This window comes from Lentzea sp. NPDC005914 (genome assembly GCF_040629405.1).
In the GTDB taxonomy this organism is placed as follows: domain Bacteria; phylum Actinomycetota; class Actinomycetes; order Mycobacteriales; family Pseudonocardiaceae; genus Lentzea.
Genome location: NZ_JBEXVQ010000028.1, coordinates 15,164 through 32,919, shown reverse-complemented (window position 1 = coordinate 32,919; position 17,756 = coordinate 15,164). Strand labels below are relative to the sequence as shown.

Sequence of the window (17,756 nt, the reverse complement as noted above, 5' to 3'; positions counted from 1 at the left end):
GTAATGGGATCAGGTTCGGATGGGTGAGTCGGTGGCGAATCTGGTCTTGGGTTCGGCTCGGGTGTTGTGCCAGCGGATGTAGGCGGCGATCGCGGCGTTCTGCTCGGTGTGGCTGCGGTGGTCGGTGCCGTTGAGGGCGAAGTAGCGCAGGGCTGCGAACTCGGATTCGATCCAGTTCAGCCACGACGAGTAGGTGGGCACGAACCCCAGCTCCACCTGGTTGCCGGCGCACCAGGCGCGGACATCGACGTGACTGTGCGGGGCGAAGTTGTCGCAGACGACGTAGAGCTTCTCGCTGGGCCAGCGTGCCCGCAGGGTCTTGAGGAAGGCCAGGAACTCGTGACGGCGTTTGCGGGATCGGATCCGGTAGGAGATGTGGCCGGTGGCCAGGTCGAGTGCGGCGAGCATGTGCATCACGCCGTCGTTGCGGTTGTAGGTGGCCCGAAGCCGCCGGGGCCTGCTCTGCGGACGCCAGGACTTTCCCTTGCGGGGTAACAGGTTGAGTGGACCGAACTCGTCCACGCAGATCACTCTGCCGTCGGCGGGCGGGTGGTCGTAGAGGTCCAGGACGCGGTGCATCTTGGCGATGAAGTCCGGGTCGGTGGAGGCCTTCCACGTGGTGGTGCTCTGCCAGGAGATCCCGCCCGCGCGCAGGATGCGGCGCAGGGTCTCCCGGCTGATCGCGGCGACGGTGCCCCGGTCGAGCAGGTGGGCGCACAGCTTCGCGAGCGACCAGGTGGAGAACGCGGTGATGCCCCAGTCGGAGGGGGATGTCCTGGCGATCAGGCAGATCCCCTCGCGGATCCGGTCACCGATCGTCTTCGGGCGTCCCCCGCTCCATTTTGGGTCCAGCGCCGCGAACCCCCGTTCGTTGAACGCGTGGATCACATCACGCACGTAGTCCACGCCGACCTGCAGCAACGAGGTGATATCGCGGACCGCCTGGCCCTGACCGGACATCAGCACCACGATCGCCCGCCTCAGCTTCACCGGGTCCTTCGCGGTCCTGGTGATCCGCGCCAGCTTGCGCCCCTCCTCCATTGATAACCCGCGGACGAACACGCCCGGACGACGAGCCACAACCACCTCCCGCACTCGACAAGAGGGACCAGCCTGACCCGGTCAGCACGGAAGATCAATTACCTGGTCAACGATCTGGGCAGCACCACTAGCTCGAACGTGCGACGTCCGGATATCACGGCACCGGTTGCCAGGGCCTCGGCGTACACCTGCCCGTTGATGCCCTCGGACATCCGGTCGTCGAGCCAATTGAACAGCCGCCCTCCGTTGCGGCCGAGTTCCTGGCCCGGCCGGTCGTCCGGTCCGGCGATGTACCCGTCGACCGACATGGACATGTACAGCCGCAGTGGTGTCCTGCCCATCTTCGATTTCCTTCCTCTGGCCAGTCGGTGGCGGTGTCGCCGGCGGGGCACCTTGGCCGCTGGACCCGCCACTCCCACCTGCACGTCGATCGCGCGACGCCGGATTCGACAACAAGGCTCGAGATTCCCCTCCAACAGATGACCGACTCTCCGGCCTCGTGGACCACCGGCGGTGGCCAGGCCCCTTGATCAGGTTGCGTTGGCGCGCCACCGTCCCCCAACGACCTCGCCGGTCAGAGCGCGCATCGCTGCACAACATCCAGCACGAGGCTGCGGCCCGATCAGCGGTCGGACTGCCGCACGTCCACGTCCGCTCATGCCGCTGATCCCGTTGTCTGGGCGCGCTGACGCCCACAAGCGGACGTTGACGGCACGTGACCGATGGGTGCGCTTCCATAGCCTACCGGGGTCCAAGCGCTATCCCGACAAGGACGCCGAGCACGACATCCACCGCTCGCCGCTCGCGCCGCCCTTGTTTCACCGTGACACAGGCCCGTACCAGCCAGCGAACACGGTGCAGGTTTCGCGGAGGTGCATCACGCCGTCCGCTCCTTGTTGGGCCGAACCGGTCAAGATTCACGCCACCAACCAGACGGTGCTGGACGTCGAGCGTGTAGACGCCAGGATCCACTCGTGACGTGGACCAATTCGGGTTGTCCGCCACCATAGGGAGCGCGGACCACACCTCAAGCTGTACCGACAGTCGCCGGCACCGGCCGGGTACCGACAACCAGCATCGCCGGGACCGAAGGGAACGGTTTCGCTTCAGTACAACGGCGTCTCATATACGACCGGAATGGGACAGTCGCGTCGATCAGGCAGGGTCGGCTTGCCCCGACCATCTGCAGCACACCACACCACATTCGTCGACGAGTCTCCCGGTGACTGCGGTGGTGCGATTGTGCGGAACGGTCTTTCAGTCACGGAATCTTCCAGTTGCCATTGCTGTTTCCGGCCATCGACGAGCAGCTCGAGTTCGATCTTCCAGGCACAGTCACAGGATCGGACGTATCCCTTGAAATCGAGCTCATGGATCTCACCGAAACCGAGGCGTTTCGTGTTTGCTTCCGGATCGGAACCCAACAGATTCGAGGAGTATCCGTCCTGGTCAACCAAGAAGCCCATATCGTACTTGAGCAGGTCCTCACGTGCCATGTAGGGCTCAGGGTCGGGTACACACAACAGTGTTCTGGCAGGCGCAGGAGGCGCTGAAGAAACCAGTCGCGATCGCACTGACTGAACCACGACCTGGACGGGCCTTTTGGCTCTGATCGTCACGGTCACTTCCGACCATCCGCGGTCGACTCCCCCGAGCCCGCGCAGCTTGTCCCGCACGGCGGCGCAACTCGAACCCGCGGCCAGGTCATGCTCTCCCACTGAAGCGGGAAGCATTTGCCACCACGCTTCTCCGATTATGCCGTCGTCCTGATACCGAGCAGCAACCTCCACGGGTGGTGCGCCAGCGGCCTTGTCCTGAGAATCGGACGAATCGGTTGGTCGATCATCGGGAGTGATGACGTACCCCAGGCCCGCGGCGAACAGGCAGGCAGCGATGAATGCAACGGGTCGCACCCACCGACTTGGGCGACGGTTTCGGCTATCTGATCGCTCTGTCGTCATTGCTTCGGCCACGCGGACGGATCGCAGAACGTGCTCGTTTTACAGAATTCATCGGTCGGCACATGCGCCCATCCACCTATGGAGCCGCCACCTGCCGTCCGAGGTAGATCCGAAGGGTGAGGGAGTACATACACCTGCTCGACGCGCGGCGTTGACGCTGATATCTCGAACAGCGAGCCGTCGCCGCGACGAACCTGTATCGGCTGGATTTCTCCGTTGAGGCTGACATCGACTTCAAGGTGCCACCGGCAGTGACACTGGCGTGTTGACACCGTGGCGCGAAACTCAACGCTCTGTCCCGGATCGAGCTCGTAGTTCTCAGCCTGGAAGTAGTCCCGGCCCTGCGGGTTGCGGGCGGGGGTTCCACGCTTGGTTGTGGCTTCTGGGGCATCCGCGTCAAAATGCACCTGTATCGGCTTGCCCGGGCCACCTTGCGTCCCATGAAAGACGAGAGTGGCCGCGAGGGGTGCATGCCGTTCGTCGACGACGAGACGCAGACCTGTCAACAGCAACCTCGACTCCTTGGCCTGAACAACTATCTGCACCGTGTCGAGCCCGACCGGAATTCCCAACTCTTGCGGTGCGTTCAGCCACTCGGAGCCACTCATCAATTGTCGAACCTGGTCAGTGACCCCATCAGGCAGCAGCCTGACCAGCGGCTCTTCCCCAACTGCCGGTGGCAGCTGCTTGGCCGTCACGTACACCGGGGCCTGTCCAGCCGACGGTCGAAACCACCGTGGAAGACCAAGGTCGCCATGCTTGACAAGAGCGCCCACAAAAAACGAGAGGACAATCAAAACTGCAATGGCGACTTGCTGCCGTCTGCGCTTCCACCAACTTCCCGCTGGCCGGGCCGACGAGGTCTTGCCCGCCCGCGAGATCAGGATCAACTGCGCCAGGGTAATCGCGAAGGCCGCCGCATTGACGGCTGCGGCGTCAGCGGTGTGCTTGTCGCCATCGGCCTTGTCGCTGATACCTCGGACCGTCATGAACGGCGTGCGGTTGAGATGCGCAGCCTTCGCCGAACCCGCGCTTTCCATCTCGATCGCAGCCGCGTCGTTGTAGTTGTTCCGCAGTTGCTCGGCCAGCGGCGTGTCCTGGGAATTAAGTACGACCTCACCGGCAGCGATGGGCCGGAAGTGGACCACCGGCGCCTCTTGCACGTTCTGGAGGAGCGACTTCCACTCCCCAGATCGGCTCACTTCGCGGGCCAGCTGATCTAGCGCGTGGTCGGCCTCCCACGACTGGGGCCGGGTCCGGAATCCACCGTTCTCGTCGAGGCCGCCGTGGTAGCCGTAGACCTTCGTCGCGACCACGACCGCGCCGAGATCGAGATCATCGTGCAGCGCTCCCGCAACACCGACGAACAGCACCGCGCACGGGCGGAACTCGGTGATGGCCCGTTCGGTGATGGTCGCAGCCCCTGGGTTTCCCGCCCCAATGACGGCGATCGCGATCCGGCCTGCCTGCCCGTCCAGTACACCTACCTCGAAGAGCGTGCCCGCATGATGCGCGTGCGGCGTCGGATCGCGGAGAAAACCGCGTACAGCCTCATACTCCAGATCGAGCGCCGTCAGCATTACCACGGTGCCCGCCGAGTCAGCAGTCACTCAGGCCCCAAGTTCCCTCAAAGGCGTCATCGACAAGGGCCGGACACTACCCGAAATCCGTTCGTCGATCGTTGTGACCGCGTCGACGTCCGACCATCTGGCGGAGAAGGCGTGATGGCGCAGGTCCCACGCCCGATCCGGGACGTCACGATGCTACGCCGCGGCGCCGGGCCGATGTCGGCCCGAGCACCAACCAATTCCAGCGGAAAGTGTGCTGTTCCTACGACTGCACGAGTAGGTCCTGAGACTGGCGAGGCCTGAACCCGGACGAAGGGTGTTCACCTCATACGTTCGTCCCTCGGTTCGCGAGGCTCGTCCGCTCGTGCCCATGAGCGGACGTTGGCGGCGCTCGTGGGGCTTCGTGTGCAGGCTGAGGTCGCGAGCGAAAGCGAAGCAGGTGGGAGGTCTCATGCACCCAGACCCGGCCAGTTCCTCCAACGGGGAGCGGTCCACGAACGCCGGCGAGACATAGCAACGCCATTGCCGGTCTACGGCCATCTTGGGGACACGCCGCGATCCCACCGTCCGTGCCCTCACCGGTGCGTTGATCTGGAGCACGAACGTCACCAGCGCCTCGCATGTGGAGATCCGGTGGCGACTAGAGGTGTCGTCTACTCCAGCAGCCGCGGAGATCCCAAGCCGCGCACGCGGTGAGACTCGACAACGGGCAACGGCTCACGACATTCCAACAGAGCGAAGGAGTCGGCGACTTCGACATCAGTCCGGCTGGGATGAGGGCCTTCCAACAGCAAGCCCATGACACCCACTCGTCTGGTCGGCCGATCTGGTGAAGTGTGCGGAACCTCCTCTCGAGTTTTCACGATCCGGTTCCCGCCAACAGCCAGGAACCGGATCGTGACCGTGATTTGGCAGCCAGACCCCACCAACGCCGCCGTATCGAGCACGGCGGGGCAGCCGACTCTGGCGTGACGTCGCTCCACGTCGGCACTCCAGGCGCCTGCCGCACGCGCCCGGAAGCCTTGACGGCAACACATTCATTGATCCAAGCTCGACAGCCCTACTGCGGCTGAAGTCTCCGCACTTCGTCGTGGTACAGGATGAACGGCCCCGATCCCACCGGCGAAGCCTTTCGGTAGAGACCCATCTTCAGGTAGGCCGTTCCAGCCACTGCGGCATTCGCTCTGGCGGGGAAGAGGGTCTGGACGTTCTGTACGTCAGCGACGACCTGCCCGTCATGCCAGACCTTCACGTAGCCGCCGGTCAGAGCCCAGCGCACCTCCAACCGGAAGTCGTGCCACGTCCCGCGCGCCAGGGTCGCCACCGGATACTGACCCACCTCGACCGACCTGTTCGGATCGGCCCGATCAGAACTGTGCAGGTGCAGTCGGATTTCATCGCCCACGATAATGAGCGCAATCGGCGGAGGTCCGCCGACGTCGCCATCCCCTTGATGCCACTGTGTGATCACCTGCCAGATCGGCCTGCCGTCGGCACCGATGGGGTTCACCGGGTAAGAAGCGTCGAGCAGGGTCGACCATTCGTACCGAACAGATTGCTGGGAAGACACCTCTTGAGGACCTACCGCTTCGGCACGCCAGCCGCCGGGAATCGGCATACCGGCAGAGTTCACGGCGACGTCACCGTCGCGTACTTCGGCGCGCAGCGCGGTCCCGCTCTTCGGTGTTGGCGGCGAGGCGATGCGTACTCGGGCAGGGGGGTCTGCCGGCATCTGAAGGCTCCGCCATTCCGAGAGGTTGTTACCTGGCGCGGACCAGGTTTGCTGCCAACCTTGCGCCACGAGTGTCGCGTAGGCGCTACGAACGTTGGTGTCTCCACCTGTTATCGACATGAATCGCAGCCGTAGATCGTCCGCGTCCTTCTGCGCCAGGGTGACAGCCGGCAGCGAATGCCATGCGAAGCCGGTGCCAGAGTTCACTGTTGTGGTCGCCCGTACCGTTCCCTGGGAAACAGCGTCCACTCGGAGCTGAGTGGTCGGACCGGTGTTGGCGTAGAACCACGCCGTGACTGTCCCGTTTGGACCGGTGAGGGCCGGATTGGTCAGAGCCACCTCGGTGACTCGCCCTGCCGCGCCGGCGTAGATGTAGTCCGTGGCGGGCACGGTGGTCGGTTGCGTCACTGGATCATCCAGTGACGCCCACGCCGATCCAGGCGTACCGCTCCACTGCCGCAACACGTCGGCGTCTGGACGTAACGTCGAGGTGAGGGCTGTGGCTTGCGGGCTCAGCACCGTGACCAGTGAGGCCACGACGGTTACGGTCAAACAAACACGGCCTAGCGCGCCAACTCTTGACGACGAACGTTTTCGGATTTGATCAGCATGGTCCTGCCCATGGTCGCGCATCGATACCTCCTCAAGTCGAACTGCCACCACGCAGTGATCCGCCAACTCAGTCGCGCTGCCACCGGAAGGTGACCTGACTGCCTGCCTTCTGCCGCAGCTGTTCGTTGCTGAGCCGATACATTCCTTTGTAGACACCGAGGAAGCCGGCCTTTGCCAACACGATGTCGCTGACGTCGTCGAGTCGAACCGTCATTCCATTGGGCCCGTGGTTGGCGTTCTTGGTCTCAACCCAACCGATGTTGCTGCCATCCCACGCATGGGCGTCGATTGCCTTCCACCAGGTGATGTTCGGGGCAGACTCCAGCACGAGGCGGATCGAGTCACCCGGCACGACACCCGGACTCTCGGACAGCGCAATCCGATCTTCCGGCAGATCGGGGAAACTGCCCCAGTCGATGTCACGAGCGAAAGCCGTCACGTCGGAAATAGCCGTGACGCCGCGAGCGGCCTGGGCGCCACCGGTCAACGTGATGAGCGAAACCATGACGAGCATGGCCGCCAGCAGAGTTGATCGAACTGGTCGTTCGAACATGGCGATCTCCTTTGAGTTGCGTCAACAGGTCATGGCAGCGACACACGGATCGAGCACTCGCAAGTGACTCCAGATGTTGTTCTTCCACCAAAGATCCGGATCCGGGTCACGTGGCGCGAAGAACTTGCCGACGTACTCCGTGATCCCGTCGTGAGTCCAGGGCTCCCAGTTCGCTTGCCCGTATGTGCGCCACGGATCGGCGTGCCCGACCGTCAAGTACTGGTTACCGGCCTCGGTCTCGATGGAGAACAAGCCCTCCGACCCCGTGTCGCCGAGGTACATGCCGTACTCCGCCATGGCTCGCAAGAACACCTTGTGCCACGGCTTGACCTTCTGAGGGTCGAGCGCGTCGATCTCAGCCACTGACATGCCGAGCTGGAACAACGCCCCCATCGGTGGTGCATCAAGGTTGCTCAGCGGAATCTCTGAGCAACTCCGCCCGGCATGGCGGGCTGGATATACCGCCTGACCGGAATCACAGTTGATCGTGATGTTGAGCGCGTGGTCGATCCGGCCGGCCTGCAGTTCTTCAGCCCTCACCCGGCCGGCGAGCCCGGCGAAGTGTGCGGCAGTGCCGTGCCCTGGAGTCGTGGTCTCGCAGTTGGTGCCATCTGCTGCCAGCCCGGCGCAGTCGCCAACGATTCTCGAGCGGCCACCGAAGGTGAAAGTGAGCGTGCCGCCGTTCGGCGGCAACGGCCCGGTTCCCCGTACTTGCCAGAGGTTGTACTCCCAGCCAGACGTTTGGTCGATGATCGCCATGTGCCTGTCATCTGCGGGAGCCGCTCCCCACCCGCCTTCAGGAGCCGCGGCCGCCGGTATCCGCACCTGGTGCCCCTCGATGCTGCACGGCCCCCAGCCGGGAGGCGGATCGCAACGCAGCGTGTACATCGGGTCGCCGGCATCCGGGTAGTAGGTCGGCTCACCAAAGATGCCGCGCGGATGTGAGGCCAGATTGTTGGGATGGTCCCGCTGAGAGATATCTCCGATCACTCGGCCGACGATCGCCGCCGATGCCGCCTGGCTGCCATGAATCAGACGCGGGTTGGACGGCAGCTTGCGGTTGAACGGACTTGTGGTTCCGTAGGGCCGCCAGCAGGCGGACGGCCACTGACCAGGGCCAAATTTGCCGTACTCAGGAGCACACGGATCGAAGACGGCCTGCACATAGGCAGCACGGACGTTGCTGTTTCCACCATCGAGTGTCGTGAAGCGCAGTCGGAGATCCTGGAGGCCGATCTCGTTGAGACCCTGCAACATCGGGCTGCTGACCGAGCGCCAACCAAATCCGGACGACTGCGCCACAATGGAACTGGCCAGCACGGTCGTCGCCTGCACCGCTTCTACCTTGAGGCGGGTCGCCGATCCGGTATTGGCGTAGAACCACAAGGTGACTCGAGCCGCACCGCCGTGGAGCGACGTGTTGGCGACGCTCACGTCGGTGCGTCGGCCGGCGCCCGCAGCGTAGATGTAGTCAGCAGCCGCCACTGGGGTGGGCTGCACGACAGGGTCATCGATCGCACCAGCGGCTGAGCCTTGGGTACCACCAGTCCACTCTCGAAGTACATCTCCGTCCGGGCGCAGCACCACAGAACTCGTGGTGAGGGCTGGAGGTTGCAGCGGCGCACGAGCGCTGGACGGCCTGGCGGTTGGAAGCGCCAGCAAACCTGGCAGTAGAAGTATCGCGATGGCTGCCCTGGTGCGTGACGCGCGGGTCGCGCCTTCAGCTCGAGACCTGAACGATCCATCGATAAGAGGCATCTGGAGTCTCCTTGGTATCCACGAACCACCGGTGTCGCAGAACTTCGCCACCCAGGCTGCGCACCGCGGCTGGAAATACGCTGAAGCAGACAGGAACGTCGCTGAAATTCCCTACACATCGAGAATCTCGCCGTCGTGGGCACTTCTGCCGTAAGCTGCCTGCGCTGTGCAGCCCTCGACAGCTTGATACTTAGGAACTACATGGAATTCCATGTCCTCGGTCCATTAACTGTTCTTCGCGACGGTCAGCCGCTTCCCGTCGGCGGTACCAAGCTGCGCGCTCTGCTTGCGGTTCTGCTGATTCACGCTGGTAAGCCCGTCACCTCGGACGCGCTCATCGAGGAACTGTGGGGTGACCAGCCGCCCACCACGGCACAGAACACGCTGCAGACCTACATCCGCCAGTTGCGTCAGCTACTCGAGCCTGATCGTCGCGCCCGTCAGGAACCCAAGATCGTCCGCACGGTCTCCTGCGGCTACCAACTGGACGTCCGACTTGATCAAATCGACAGTGAGCGCTTCGAGCACTGCGTGAGCGAAGGGCGTGCGGCGCTCCAGGCCGGCCGCGCACAAGCAGCCAAAGCCGTGCTGGTCGAAGGGCTGCGGTTGTGGCGTGGCCGAGTGTTCGCCGAACTGGCGGACGTTCCCGCAGCCGTGCAGGAAGCTCGCCGGCTGGATCAGCTTCGACTCGTCGCCACAGAACTGCGGATCAAGGCTGACCTTGCACTCGGTCGTCACACCCAGGTCATCGACGAGTTGGCATGTCTATCGCAGCAGAATCCGCAGCGCGAAGATCTGACCGAGCTCCTCATGCTGGCTCTCTACCGATGCGGTCGTCAGACCGAAGCGTTGGCCGCATATCGGGCGACCCACGAACGGCTCGCCGAGGAAGTCGGCATCAGCCCATGCGCGGCGCTCCAAGAGCTCCAGCAACGCATCCTCCGGCAAGATCCCGATCTTGACCTAACGGTGGAGTCCGCGACAGAACCGCCACCTGACCGGCCATCACGCACGCGCTACCGCCTGTGGCTGCTTGCAGCTGTCATGGCGTTGGCCACCGGAGGCATCGTGGCGTGGGAACTGGGTTGGCTTAGAGCCGGAAACACCGCAAGCGGCGACAACAGTTCGAATCCGCAGGTGCCAGCGATACTCAATGAGTACGAGCTGGCCGTGAAGCCTGGCATTGGTTACGATCTCGACATTCCTCCGGGAAAACCGCCAGACTGGCATTCAACCAACAACCAGCGTTCACCAGACTACGATTTCCTCGACCTGTACAGGACCAGCCCGCTGGCCGATAAAGACAAACTGAGTGGCGTAGATCTTCGGAATACCAACGCATTCAATGTCATCCACCTCGTCGACGCCGACGACCCACCAGAAGTGTGCAAGCGACTTCCGGAGCACGGCGGTGGCAACGTACCCCTCGCCGAGGTTCGGGTTGGCTCGCAGATCTGCATCAGAACGTATGAGGGACGCTGGGTCATGCTGACCATTACCCGCTTGCCCGCAGACCGTGCGGCTGTGCTGTTTGTGCGGGTGAAGGTGCTCAACAAACCCTAGGATCAGCCGCATCGGTCGTAGCGGCAACGTTCAGCATTGGTCGCCTCTTGAACATGGCACGTGCCACGCCCGAGGCGCTCGAGACCCTCAGTGCCAACGCTCAGCGCGGTCGGTTCTACAACCCTGACCGTGATCTCCGATCCGCGGAAGACGCATTCCGGACAAGTGTCGCGGCGTTGGTCGAGTTGTGAGACTGGGCCTCCCCAAGAGGTTCGGCTACCCAGTGGGGGTGGCCTGCCAGGGACTCAATTCGGCCAGCAGAGTCTGCGCGCGCCACTACCTCGACACGCTGGATGCGGCGGACGAGCTGCACCACAACAACGCACTCTCATGCCGCAGATCGGGCGTAGCGAAGCTCGGCGCCCAGGCTGATCTCCAGATCGACTTGCGTTCAAGAAGCCGGTGGCACACAACTGAGACTTCCCGCCCGCACAGCTCCCCGAACCACGTTTGAGGAGCTGGCCGACATGCTCCGGGAAGACCTGGGGCTCGCCGGCGGCTGGAACGCCGACGGCGTGCGCGTCGCGGACTCGCCGAACCGGCGCATGGCGATGGTTCCCCACGGCCCCAAGCATGAGCAGCTGCGCAAGGTCAGCATCGTGTGGACAGGCGCATCGCTGACGTCCACGACGCCCTCAAGCGCCACAACTACCCGCTCCCACCTGGGTTTACGAGTGGCTCGGCAGGTCGTTCGACAACCTGGGCTTCCGGTTCCTCGACCCGATCCGCCAGCACGCGCCCGACAACTACGAGCGGATCCCGCAGTGGTTCCCGCTCTCGATCTGGACGTAGTGGCGGTCAGATCCAGATGCACGTGCGGGCAGACCAGCATTCGGGGGACTACCGTCATCGCATGAGTGACATGGAGTTGAGGGCGACCCGGCCGTAGTTCGGTTGCGCGGGCATGCCGCACTTGCAGCGACCGCCACCATGACGGCAACCCTCACGATGCGCAGCTACCTGTCCACTCACCACCTCTACGCAGCCCGTTACGCGGCTGAAGCCGCCGATGCGCTGGAAGCCGAGCTCGCCGGCGGACGCGCCGCGTTCAACCTTCGTCTCCGCGGCCTCGTGTTGAGCGCCGTAGCGGAGTCAGTGATGTTCCTTGAGGCTGCGATCAACGAGATCTTCCAAGACGCCGCCGATGGGCATCACAGCAACGTTGGCGCGCTGGGTGAGGGACCTCTCAGGCTGATGGCCGCGTTCTGGGAAGCGACAAACAACGGGCACGTGAAGGTGTTGGTCAAGTACAAGCAGGCACTCAAGTTCTGCGACCACGAACCGTTTGATCACGGCAGCTCGCCGTACCAGGACGTCAAGTTGCTCATTGACCTTCGCAACTACCTGGTTCACTACCGCCCGGAAGACGTCGGGGACGGCCTCCAGCCAAAGATGAGCGGCGGACTAGCGGGGAGGTTTCCCGACAACAGGTTGATGGCCGGGAGCGGAAACGCATGGTTTCCCGATCATGCGCTGGGAGCAGGTTGTGCTGCCTGGGCATGGCGTTCCGCCCGAGCACTCGTCGACCAATTCGCAGCAGTGATCGCGCTGTCACTGAACTACCAGCTAGCTGACTTCGGCGATCCCCTGCCGAAGTAGTCCACAACCGATCTCACGTGCCCGTACGGAGGTGATCTCCCTGTCGTCGCCCCAGCGGCGGCTCCTGATCCCTACGGCAACCAGACCAGGAACCGCTTAAACCTCCCGCGCACCAGGCGATCTGCCTCTCAACTCGATCGGTGCCATCACGCTGCTATCTCGACGCGCCCACCATCGTTACGCCCACCGCGAGGAGGTGCTGCATGCGAACCTCACCCGTTACAGCGGCTATGGCGGGACGCCGGCAGGTCTAGCGCAAACCCCGAACGTCCGCTCATGCCGCTGATCGCGCGCCCCAATGAACGGCCGCCTCTGCTGACACGCGCACTTGTCGGGTGGCTCCTCGCGCGCGCTTCTGTCGGTGTTGCGGTTGGATTGGCGTCATGGCTGCACTTCCAATCCGTGATCATGCTGGTAACGCCTTGGTTGACTTTCGTTTCGCTGCGGAAGAGGAGCTGGCGCGTCTGGTCGAGCGGGTGGCTGTGCCCGCGTCGCTGGTTGTTGTCACCCATGCGGACACCGTCCTGATGATGTTCGACAGCTGGCGCAAACAGTGGGAGCTTCCAGGAGGAATGCGAGAGCCGAGTGAGACCATGCGCCAGGCCGCAGTCCGGGAACTGCGGGAGGAAACCGGCATCCACACGGCGGACCTGACCTTTGCTGCGGTGGCCGAGTTCGATCTCCCGAAGCCGGAGCGCCGGGAACTCCTCGCTGTCTATCGAGTTCAGCTCCGGGTCGTGCCCCGGCTGACCGTGAACGACGAAGCGCTGGACTTCCTGTGGTGGCCGCCATCGGAACCGGTGAGCGAGGACATGAGCCCGCTAGACGCGGAGATCGCCAGGCGTGTGGCCTACTACTCGACCACATGAAAGCAGGCCGGTTACCACTCTTCTGCTGCTGATCGAGCGGTTCCGACACACGCTCTTGCCGAGAAGCGGATGTTCTCAATTGACTGACTGTCGGCTCGGACCGATGATCTTGAGTCCCAGCCGGAAGCTCAGAAACGCCGCACGATCGCCACTACCCTGCCGAAGCGAAGATTGCCGCTTCGTTCTCGCTGATGGGTTCGTACGCGTCGTTGTGAGGTAACAGCCACACCTGCCCGTCCTGGCGCATGAACGTCTTGACCGTCACGTCGCCGTCGATCATTGCAGCGACGATCTCTCCGTCGGTCGCGGTCGCCTGCTTTCGGACCACGACCCAGTCGCCGTCGACGATGGCCGCGCCGACCATCGTCGACTCACCGACCACCCGCAGCAGGAACAACTCGCCCTCACCGATGATCTCCCGCGGTAGATGCAACCACGTGCGCGACCCGCCTGCGCCGCCACATGAACAACAGGACCACGTCGACCACGATCAGCCCGGCCGCGGCGGGGTAGAGGTGCTGCACCGCCCCGTTGGTATCGCTCACGACGAACGTCCACGCAATCTTGAACAGCCCACCGCCGTTGATCGCGACCAACGCCCAGATCAGCGACCGCCGCCACAACGCCGCCGCCAGCCCGCCCAGCATCAGCGGGACCAGCAGCCCTATCGCGATCTTCGCGGGTGTCCACTCTCCCAGCAGGTACTCGCGTTCGGAGGCGAGCATCTCGAGCGCGCCCGGTGTCGGGTGCTCCGGCGCGGGGAACCACGCCATGCTCGTCGCCAGCGCGACCAGGGTGAGCGCGATGCCCCACCTGCTGCGCCTGTAGCTGAAGTACGCGAACGGCAGCAGGAACAGCGGCCGGATGTACCAGCTGAGCTCGTTGTGGTGCCGGGCCCACGCCCAGGATCCGAGCTCGTTGAGCCACTCCATCGTCTTCTCCTCTCGAGTGGCTCCCAGAGTTCTCGTTCCCACCCGCCGGAACCACGAGGGCAACCCGTGAACTCAAAGCAGGGTTATCCCCGTATTACCCGAAAGCCTCTGTCGGTCGGCGGCGCCGGCTGACAGGCTCTGGAACCGTTGCCGCAGCGAGGAAGTGTTCGATGACAGTGCTCCCGCAAAGCATGGACGCCCTGCACCGGCTCAGCGACGCCGTCGACGGGTTCCTCCGCAGTGAGAAGGAGTTCAACCTCACCGATCCCGCCACGCACATGCTGGTCGGAGGCCGCTTCCGCACACTCGGCACGCAGATCGGCGCCAGCGTCCTCGCCGGCGTCCCAGACGAGGACATCGCCGCGATCGTCCAGCCCGCCCGGTCCGCGTGCGCACGTTCACCGTTCATGCGCAGCGAGCAGGAGTGGGCGCGCGGCTACCCGAGCGACTACCAGCTCGTCGAACACGTGATGGCCCAAGCCAACGGCGCCACGCAGGGCACGCTCGCCTGGCACGTCGAGGCCAGCCTGCAGAGCTCGGCGATCACCCAGCAGCAACGCAACCGCGTGATGCACCAGGCCCGCCTGATCAGCGACGTCCTCACCGCGCCGCGCAACGGCCCCCGTTCGATCCTGCTGATCGCCTCCGGAGCCGCACCCGACCTGCGGACCATCCCGCCCGGCATCGTCCGGCCCGGCGACAGGTTCGTGCTCACCGACGTCGACCCGGACGCGCTGACCCTGGCGCAGAAGCGGCTCGGCCTGCTCAACGACTTCACCACCGTGGTGCCCGGCAACATCTTCCGCGCTCTCGGGCCGGTCGCCGAGCTCGGACCGTTCGACCTGGTGCTGGTGAGCGGTCTGTACGACTACCTCAACGACCGCGCGGCCGTCCGGTTGACCGAGGCCGTGCTGACGCGGCTGTGCCGGCCGGGCGGCACGTTCTACTTCTCCAGCATCGGGGTGGGCAACCCGTTCCGGTGGCCGCTCGAGTACCTGATGGAGTGGCAGGTGATCGAGCGCGACGAGGCGGCTGTTCGTGCGTTGCTGCCCGGCTGTGATGTGTCGGTTGGTCGTGAGCCGACCGGGCTGGCGTTGCTCACGCACGTCCGCACCAGGCGGGGATGACGCTCAGCGCAGGCCGTGGGCGATCCGGGACACGAGGGCCACCAAGCGGTCGGGCGTGAACTTCTCCGGATCGGTGAGGACCAGCCGGCCCGACATCTCGGCCAGCGCGAGCATCGCGTGGCCCAGCAGCTCTGAGTCGAGGTCGTCGAGGCCGCCGAGTTCTTTCAGGCCCAGGGCGGCCAGGTCTTCGATCTGGGCCAGGACGCCCGCGCGCACCAGTTCGACCTGGGTGCGGAACTCGCGTGGCGTGCCCTCGGGCGGCAGGAGCACGAGGCGCCAGCGGTCCGGGGCCTCGACGACGGCGTTCACGAAGACGCGGACGGCGTCGGCGAAGGCGTCGTCCGGGGAACGGGTGGCGAAGTCGGTCGGGAGGGCGGCGAGGACCTGCTCGGTGGCCCGTCCCGCCTCGCGTTCGAGCAGGGCGCTGATCAGGTCGGTGCGGTTGGCGAAGAGGTCGTAGAGGACGGGTTTGGTCACCTGGGCCTGTTTGGCGACGGATTCCATCGTCACGGTGTCGAACCCTGCCGGAATCAGGCTCAGGGCGGCGTCCAGCAGCTGCTCTCGGCGCTCCGCGGGTGGCAGGCGCTGGGCGTACTTGCGGCGCGTTGTGCTCACGGGTCCATATTGCTACGGTGGCGTAGCTTTCACAAAGCTACGCGGGCGTAGTAATTTGGCGGAGGTACGTGATGGAGCCGGACAACCTCGTTCTGCAGCCGCGCGACGTGCAGTTCGACTGGTCGACCCTGCCGATGCACTGGGTCCCGGACGAGCCGGTGACCACGCACGTCATGAACGTTCTGCACCTGCTGCTGCCCGAGGGCGAGCGGTGGTTCGTGCGGACGTTCCAGCAGGTCGTGCCGATGATCTCCGACGACACGTTGCGCGAGGACGCGCTCGGGTTCATCGGGCAGGAGGCGATGCACGCCGAGGCCCACAGCGAGGTGCTCGACCACCTGCTCGCCAACGGACTGGACCCGCGGCCGTTCACGCGGCAGATGGAGCACGTGTTCCGCAGGATCCTCGGGCCGAAGCCGGGCCTCAGCGAGGAACAGGCCCGTGAGCAGCTCATCGAGCGGGTCGCGATCGTGGCCGCTGTCGAGCACTTCACGGCGTACCTGGGCGACTGGATGCTGAACGCCGACGCGCTCGACCGGGCCGGCATCCACCCCGTGATGCTCGATCTGCTGCGCTGGCACGCCGCCGAGGAGGTCGAGCACCGCAGTGTCGCCTACGACCTGATGTGCCACCTCGACCGCCGGTACGTGCGCCGGGCGCGGACGATGCTGCTCGTGGCGCCGGTGTTGTTCTGGCTGTGGATTCGGGGTGCGCAGTTCATGGTGCGCGCGGACAAGACCACGAAGGTGCGGCTGACATGGCGTGAGGCGATGCGGGCAGGACGGCGCGGGCTGCTGCCGAAGCTGCCGGACATCTTCCGGGCGTTCCTGCGGTACTTCCACCCCGCCTACCACCCGAAGCAGGAAGGTTCGACGTCACAGGCCATCGCGTACTTGGCGTCGTCGCCTGCTGCTCGCGAGGCGCACTGATGCTCCAAGCGCTCACGAAGTTCGGCGACTTCTACGACGCCGCGGTCTCGCGGTTCGGTGGCCGCGCACGTCCAGGCACAGCGCGGGATGCCTTGTGGCTCACCGTTGTCGAGCGCTCACGAGTGGCCGACGACGTGGTGAGCCTGCGGTTCGGCGGCACGACACTGCCCGCCTGGCAGCCCGGCTGTCACGTCGACCTGCACCTGCCGAGCGGACTTCGCCGCCAGTACTCGCTGTGCGGCGACCCGGCAGAGCAGACCTATCGGATCGCGGTCCGCGAGGTCGGCGCCGGGTCACGTGAAGTCCAAGCGCTGCAAGTAGGTGACCGGATCCAGGTGCGCGGGCCGCGCAACGCGTTCCCGTTCGCCGGCATCGGGCCGATCGTGTTCGTGGCGGGCGGCATCGGGATCACGCCGATCCTGCCGATGGTCCACGCTGCGGCCAGGCGAGGCCTGGACTGGCGGCTCGTCTACTGCGGGCGGTCGACGAAAGCCATGCCGTTCCTCGACGAGCTGCCTATCGGCCAGGTCGACATCAGGATCGGACGCGGTGGGCCTCTCCTCACCGACGCGCACCCGCGAGGCGCGGTGTACTGCTGCGGCCCGGCGTCGATGCTCGAGCAGGTGCGCGGCGAGTTCTCGTCGCGCTGGCTGCACTTCGAGCGTTTCAGCCCGCCGCCGATCGTCGGCGGACGCCCGTTCACGGTCGAACTGCGCCGCAGCGGGGTATCCCTCGGTGTGCCCGCCGACCGGTCCGCGCTCGACGTCATCAGGGACTTCCGGCCGTCGGTCGCCTACTCGTGCCGGCAGGGGTTCTGCGGGACGTGCGACGTCGGCGGCGTGCGGATCTGCGTGGACAGGCCAACCGGTGACCGACTCGTCCTGGAGGAGCTGTGAA

Annotated in this window: 15 protein-coding genes and 1 pseudogene; 6 read left to right on the top strand and 10 right to left on the bottom strand. The window is 64.9% G+C overall.

The window, feature by feature from the left end; translation table 11 throughout:
• Positions 1-9: 9 nt before the first annotated feature.
• The 7 genes from ABZ345_RS32520 to ABZ345_RS32490 all read right to left on the bottom strand — a co-directional run bounded on the left by ABZ345_RS32520 (position 10) and on the right by ABZ345_RS32490 (position 8,952).
• Positions 10-1,080 (bottom strand): IS630 family transposase, encoded by a 1,071-nt coding sequence (locus ABZ345_RS32520; RefSeq protein ID WP_359857178.1) that lies wholly within the window; start codon positions 1,078-1,080, stop codon positions 10-12.
• Positions 1,081-1,139: 59 nt separating this feature from the next.
• Positions 1,140-1,382 (bottom strand): hypothetical protein, encoded by a 243-nt coding sequence (locus ABZ345_RS32515; protein WP_359857175.1) that lies wholly within the window; start codon positions 1,380-1,382, stop codon positions 1,140-1,142.
• Between the two features lie 765 nt (positions 1,383-2,147).
• The gene (locus ABZ345_RS32510) at positions 2,148-2,954 is read right to left on the bottom strand and encodes a hypothetical protein (protein ID WP_359857172.1); all 807 of its coding nucleotides are present in this window, start codon (positions 2,952-2,954) and stop codon (positions 2,148-2,150) included.
• Positions 2,955-2,998: 44 nt separating this feature from the next.
• Positions 2,999-4,612 carry a 5'-methylthioadenosine/S-adenosylhomocysteine nucleosidase gene (locus ABZ345_RS32505; protein ID WP_359857170.1) on the bottom strand — a complete coding sequence of 538 codons (1,614 nt, stop codon included), beginning with the start codon at positions 4,610-4,612 and terminating at the stop codon, positions 2,999-3,001.
• Between the two features lie 1,018 nt (positions 4,613-5,630).
• The gene (locus ABZ345_RS32500; RefSeq protein ID WP_359857168.1) at positions 5,631-6,839 is read right to left on the bottom strand and encodes a polysaccharide lyase; all 1,209 of its coding nucleotides are present in this window, start codon (positions 6,837-6,839) and stop codon (positions 5,631-5,633) included.
• 142 nt (positions 6,840-6,981) lie between these two features.
• Positions 6,982-7,467, bottom strand: a complete 486-nt coding sequence (locus tag ABZ345_RS32495) for a hypothetical protein (RefSeq protein WP_359857165.1) — start codon at positions 7,465-7,467, stop codon at positions 6,982-6,984.
• A gap of 21 nt (positions 7,468-7,488) precedes the next feature.
• Positions 7,489-8,952, bottom strand: a complete 1,464-nt coding sequence (locus ABZ345_RS32490) for a hypothetical protein (protein ID WP_359857162.1) — start codon at positions 8,950-8,952, stop codon at positions 7,489-7,491.
• A 474-nt stretch (positions 8,953-9,426) separates the two neighbouring features.
• On the opposite strand from ABZ345_RS32490, the gene ABZ345_RS32485 reads away from it, so the two are divergent.
• The 3 genes from ABZ345_RS32485 to ABZ345_RS32475 all read left to right on the top strand — a co-directional run bounded on the left by ABZ345_RS32485 (position 9,427) and on the right by ABZ345_RS32475 (position 13,256).
• Entirely contained in the window at positions 9,427-10,788 is a 1,362-nt protein-coding gene (locus ABZ345_RS32485; protein ID WP_359857160.1) for a BTAD domain-containing putative transcriptional regulator, read from the top strand.
• A gap of 930 nt (positions 10,789-11,718) precedes the next feature.
• On the top strand, positions 11,719-12,387 hold the full coding sequence (locus ABZ345_RS32480; protein WP_359857157.1) for a hypothetical protein: 669 nt from the start codon (positions 11,719-11,721) through the stop codon (positions 12,385-12,387).
• Between the two features lie 383 nt (positions 12,388-12,770).
• On the top strand, positions 12,771-13,256 hold the full coding sequence (locus ABZ345_RS32475; protein ID WP_359857154.1) for an NUDIX hydrolase: 486 nt from the start codon (positions 12,771-12,773) through the stop codon (positions 13,254-13,256).
• Between the two features lie 128 nt (positions 13,257-13,384).
• Here ABZ345_RS32475 and ABZ345_RS32470 read toward each other — a convergent pair.
• Positions 13,385-13,683: pseudogene (locus ABZ345_RS32470) on the bottom strand (S24 family peptidase); the annotation flags it as partial.
• A complete protein-coding gene (locus tag ABZ345_RS32465) occupies positions 13,661-14,188 on the bottom strand; it encodes a hypothetical protein (protein ID WP_359857152.1) in 528 nt (175 codons plus the stop codon). The gene ABZ345_RS32465 and the pseudogene ABZ345_RS32470, both read right to left, overlap by 23 nt.
• 170 nt (positions 14,189-14,358) lie before the next feature.
• Between ABZ345_RS32465 and ABZ345_RS32460 the strand changes: the two genes are divergently transcribed.
• Positions 14,359-15,315: a class I SAM-dependent methyltransferase gene (locus tag ABZ345_RS32460; RefSeq protein WP_359857150.1), complete on the top strand. Its 957-nt coding sequence runs from the start codon at positions 14,359-14,361 to the stop codon at positions 15,313-15,315.
• Between the two features lie 3 nt (positions 15,316-15,318).
• Here the strand turns inward: ABZ345_RS32460 and ABZ345_RS32455 are convergent, their stop codons facing one another.
• Positions 15,319-15,930: a TetR/AcrR family transcriptional regulator gene (locus tag ABZ345_RS32455; protein WP_359857147.1), complete on the bottom strand. Its 612-nt coding sequence runs from the start codon at positions 15,928-15,930 to the stop codon at positions 15,319-15,321.
• Positions 15,931-16,001: 71 nt separating this feature from the next.
• On the opposite strand from ABZ345_RS32455, the gene ABZ345_RS32450 reads away from it, so the two are divergent.
• The gene (locus ABZ345_RS32450; protein WP_359857145.1) at positions 16,002-16,859 is read left to right on the top strand and encodes a metal-dependent hydrolase; all 858 of its coding nucleotides are present in this window, start codon (positions 16,002-16,004) and stop codon (positions 16,857-16,859) included.
• Complete coding sequence (locus tag ABZ345_RS32445) at positions 16,859-17,755, top strand: 2Fe-2S iron-sulfur cluster-binding protein (protein ID WP_359857142.1); 897 nt, start codon at positions 16,859-16,861, stop codon at positions 17,753-17,755. Before ABZ345_RS32450 ends, ABZ345_RS32445 begins: the two co-directional genes overlap by 1 nt.
• The last annotated feature ends 1 nt before the right edge of the window (position 17,756 follow it).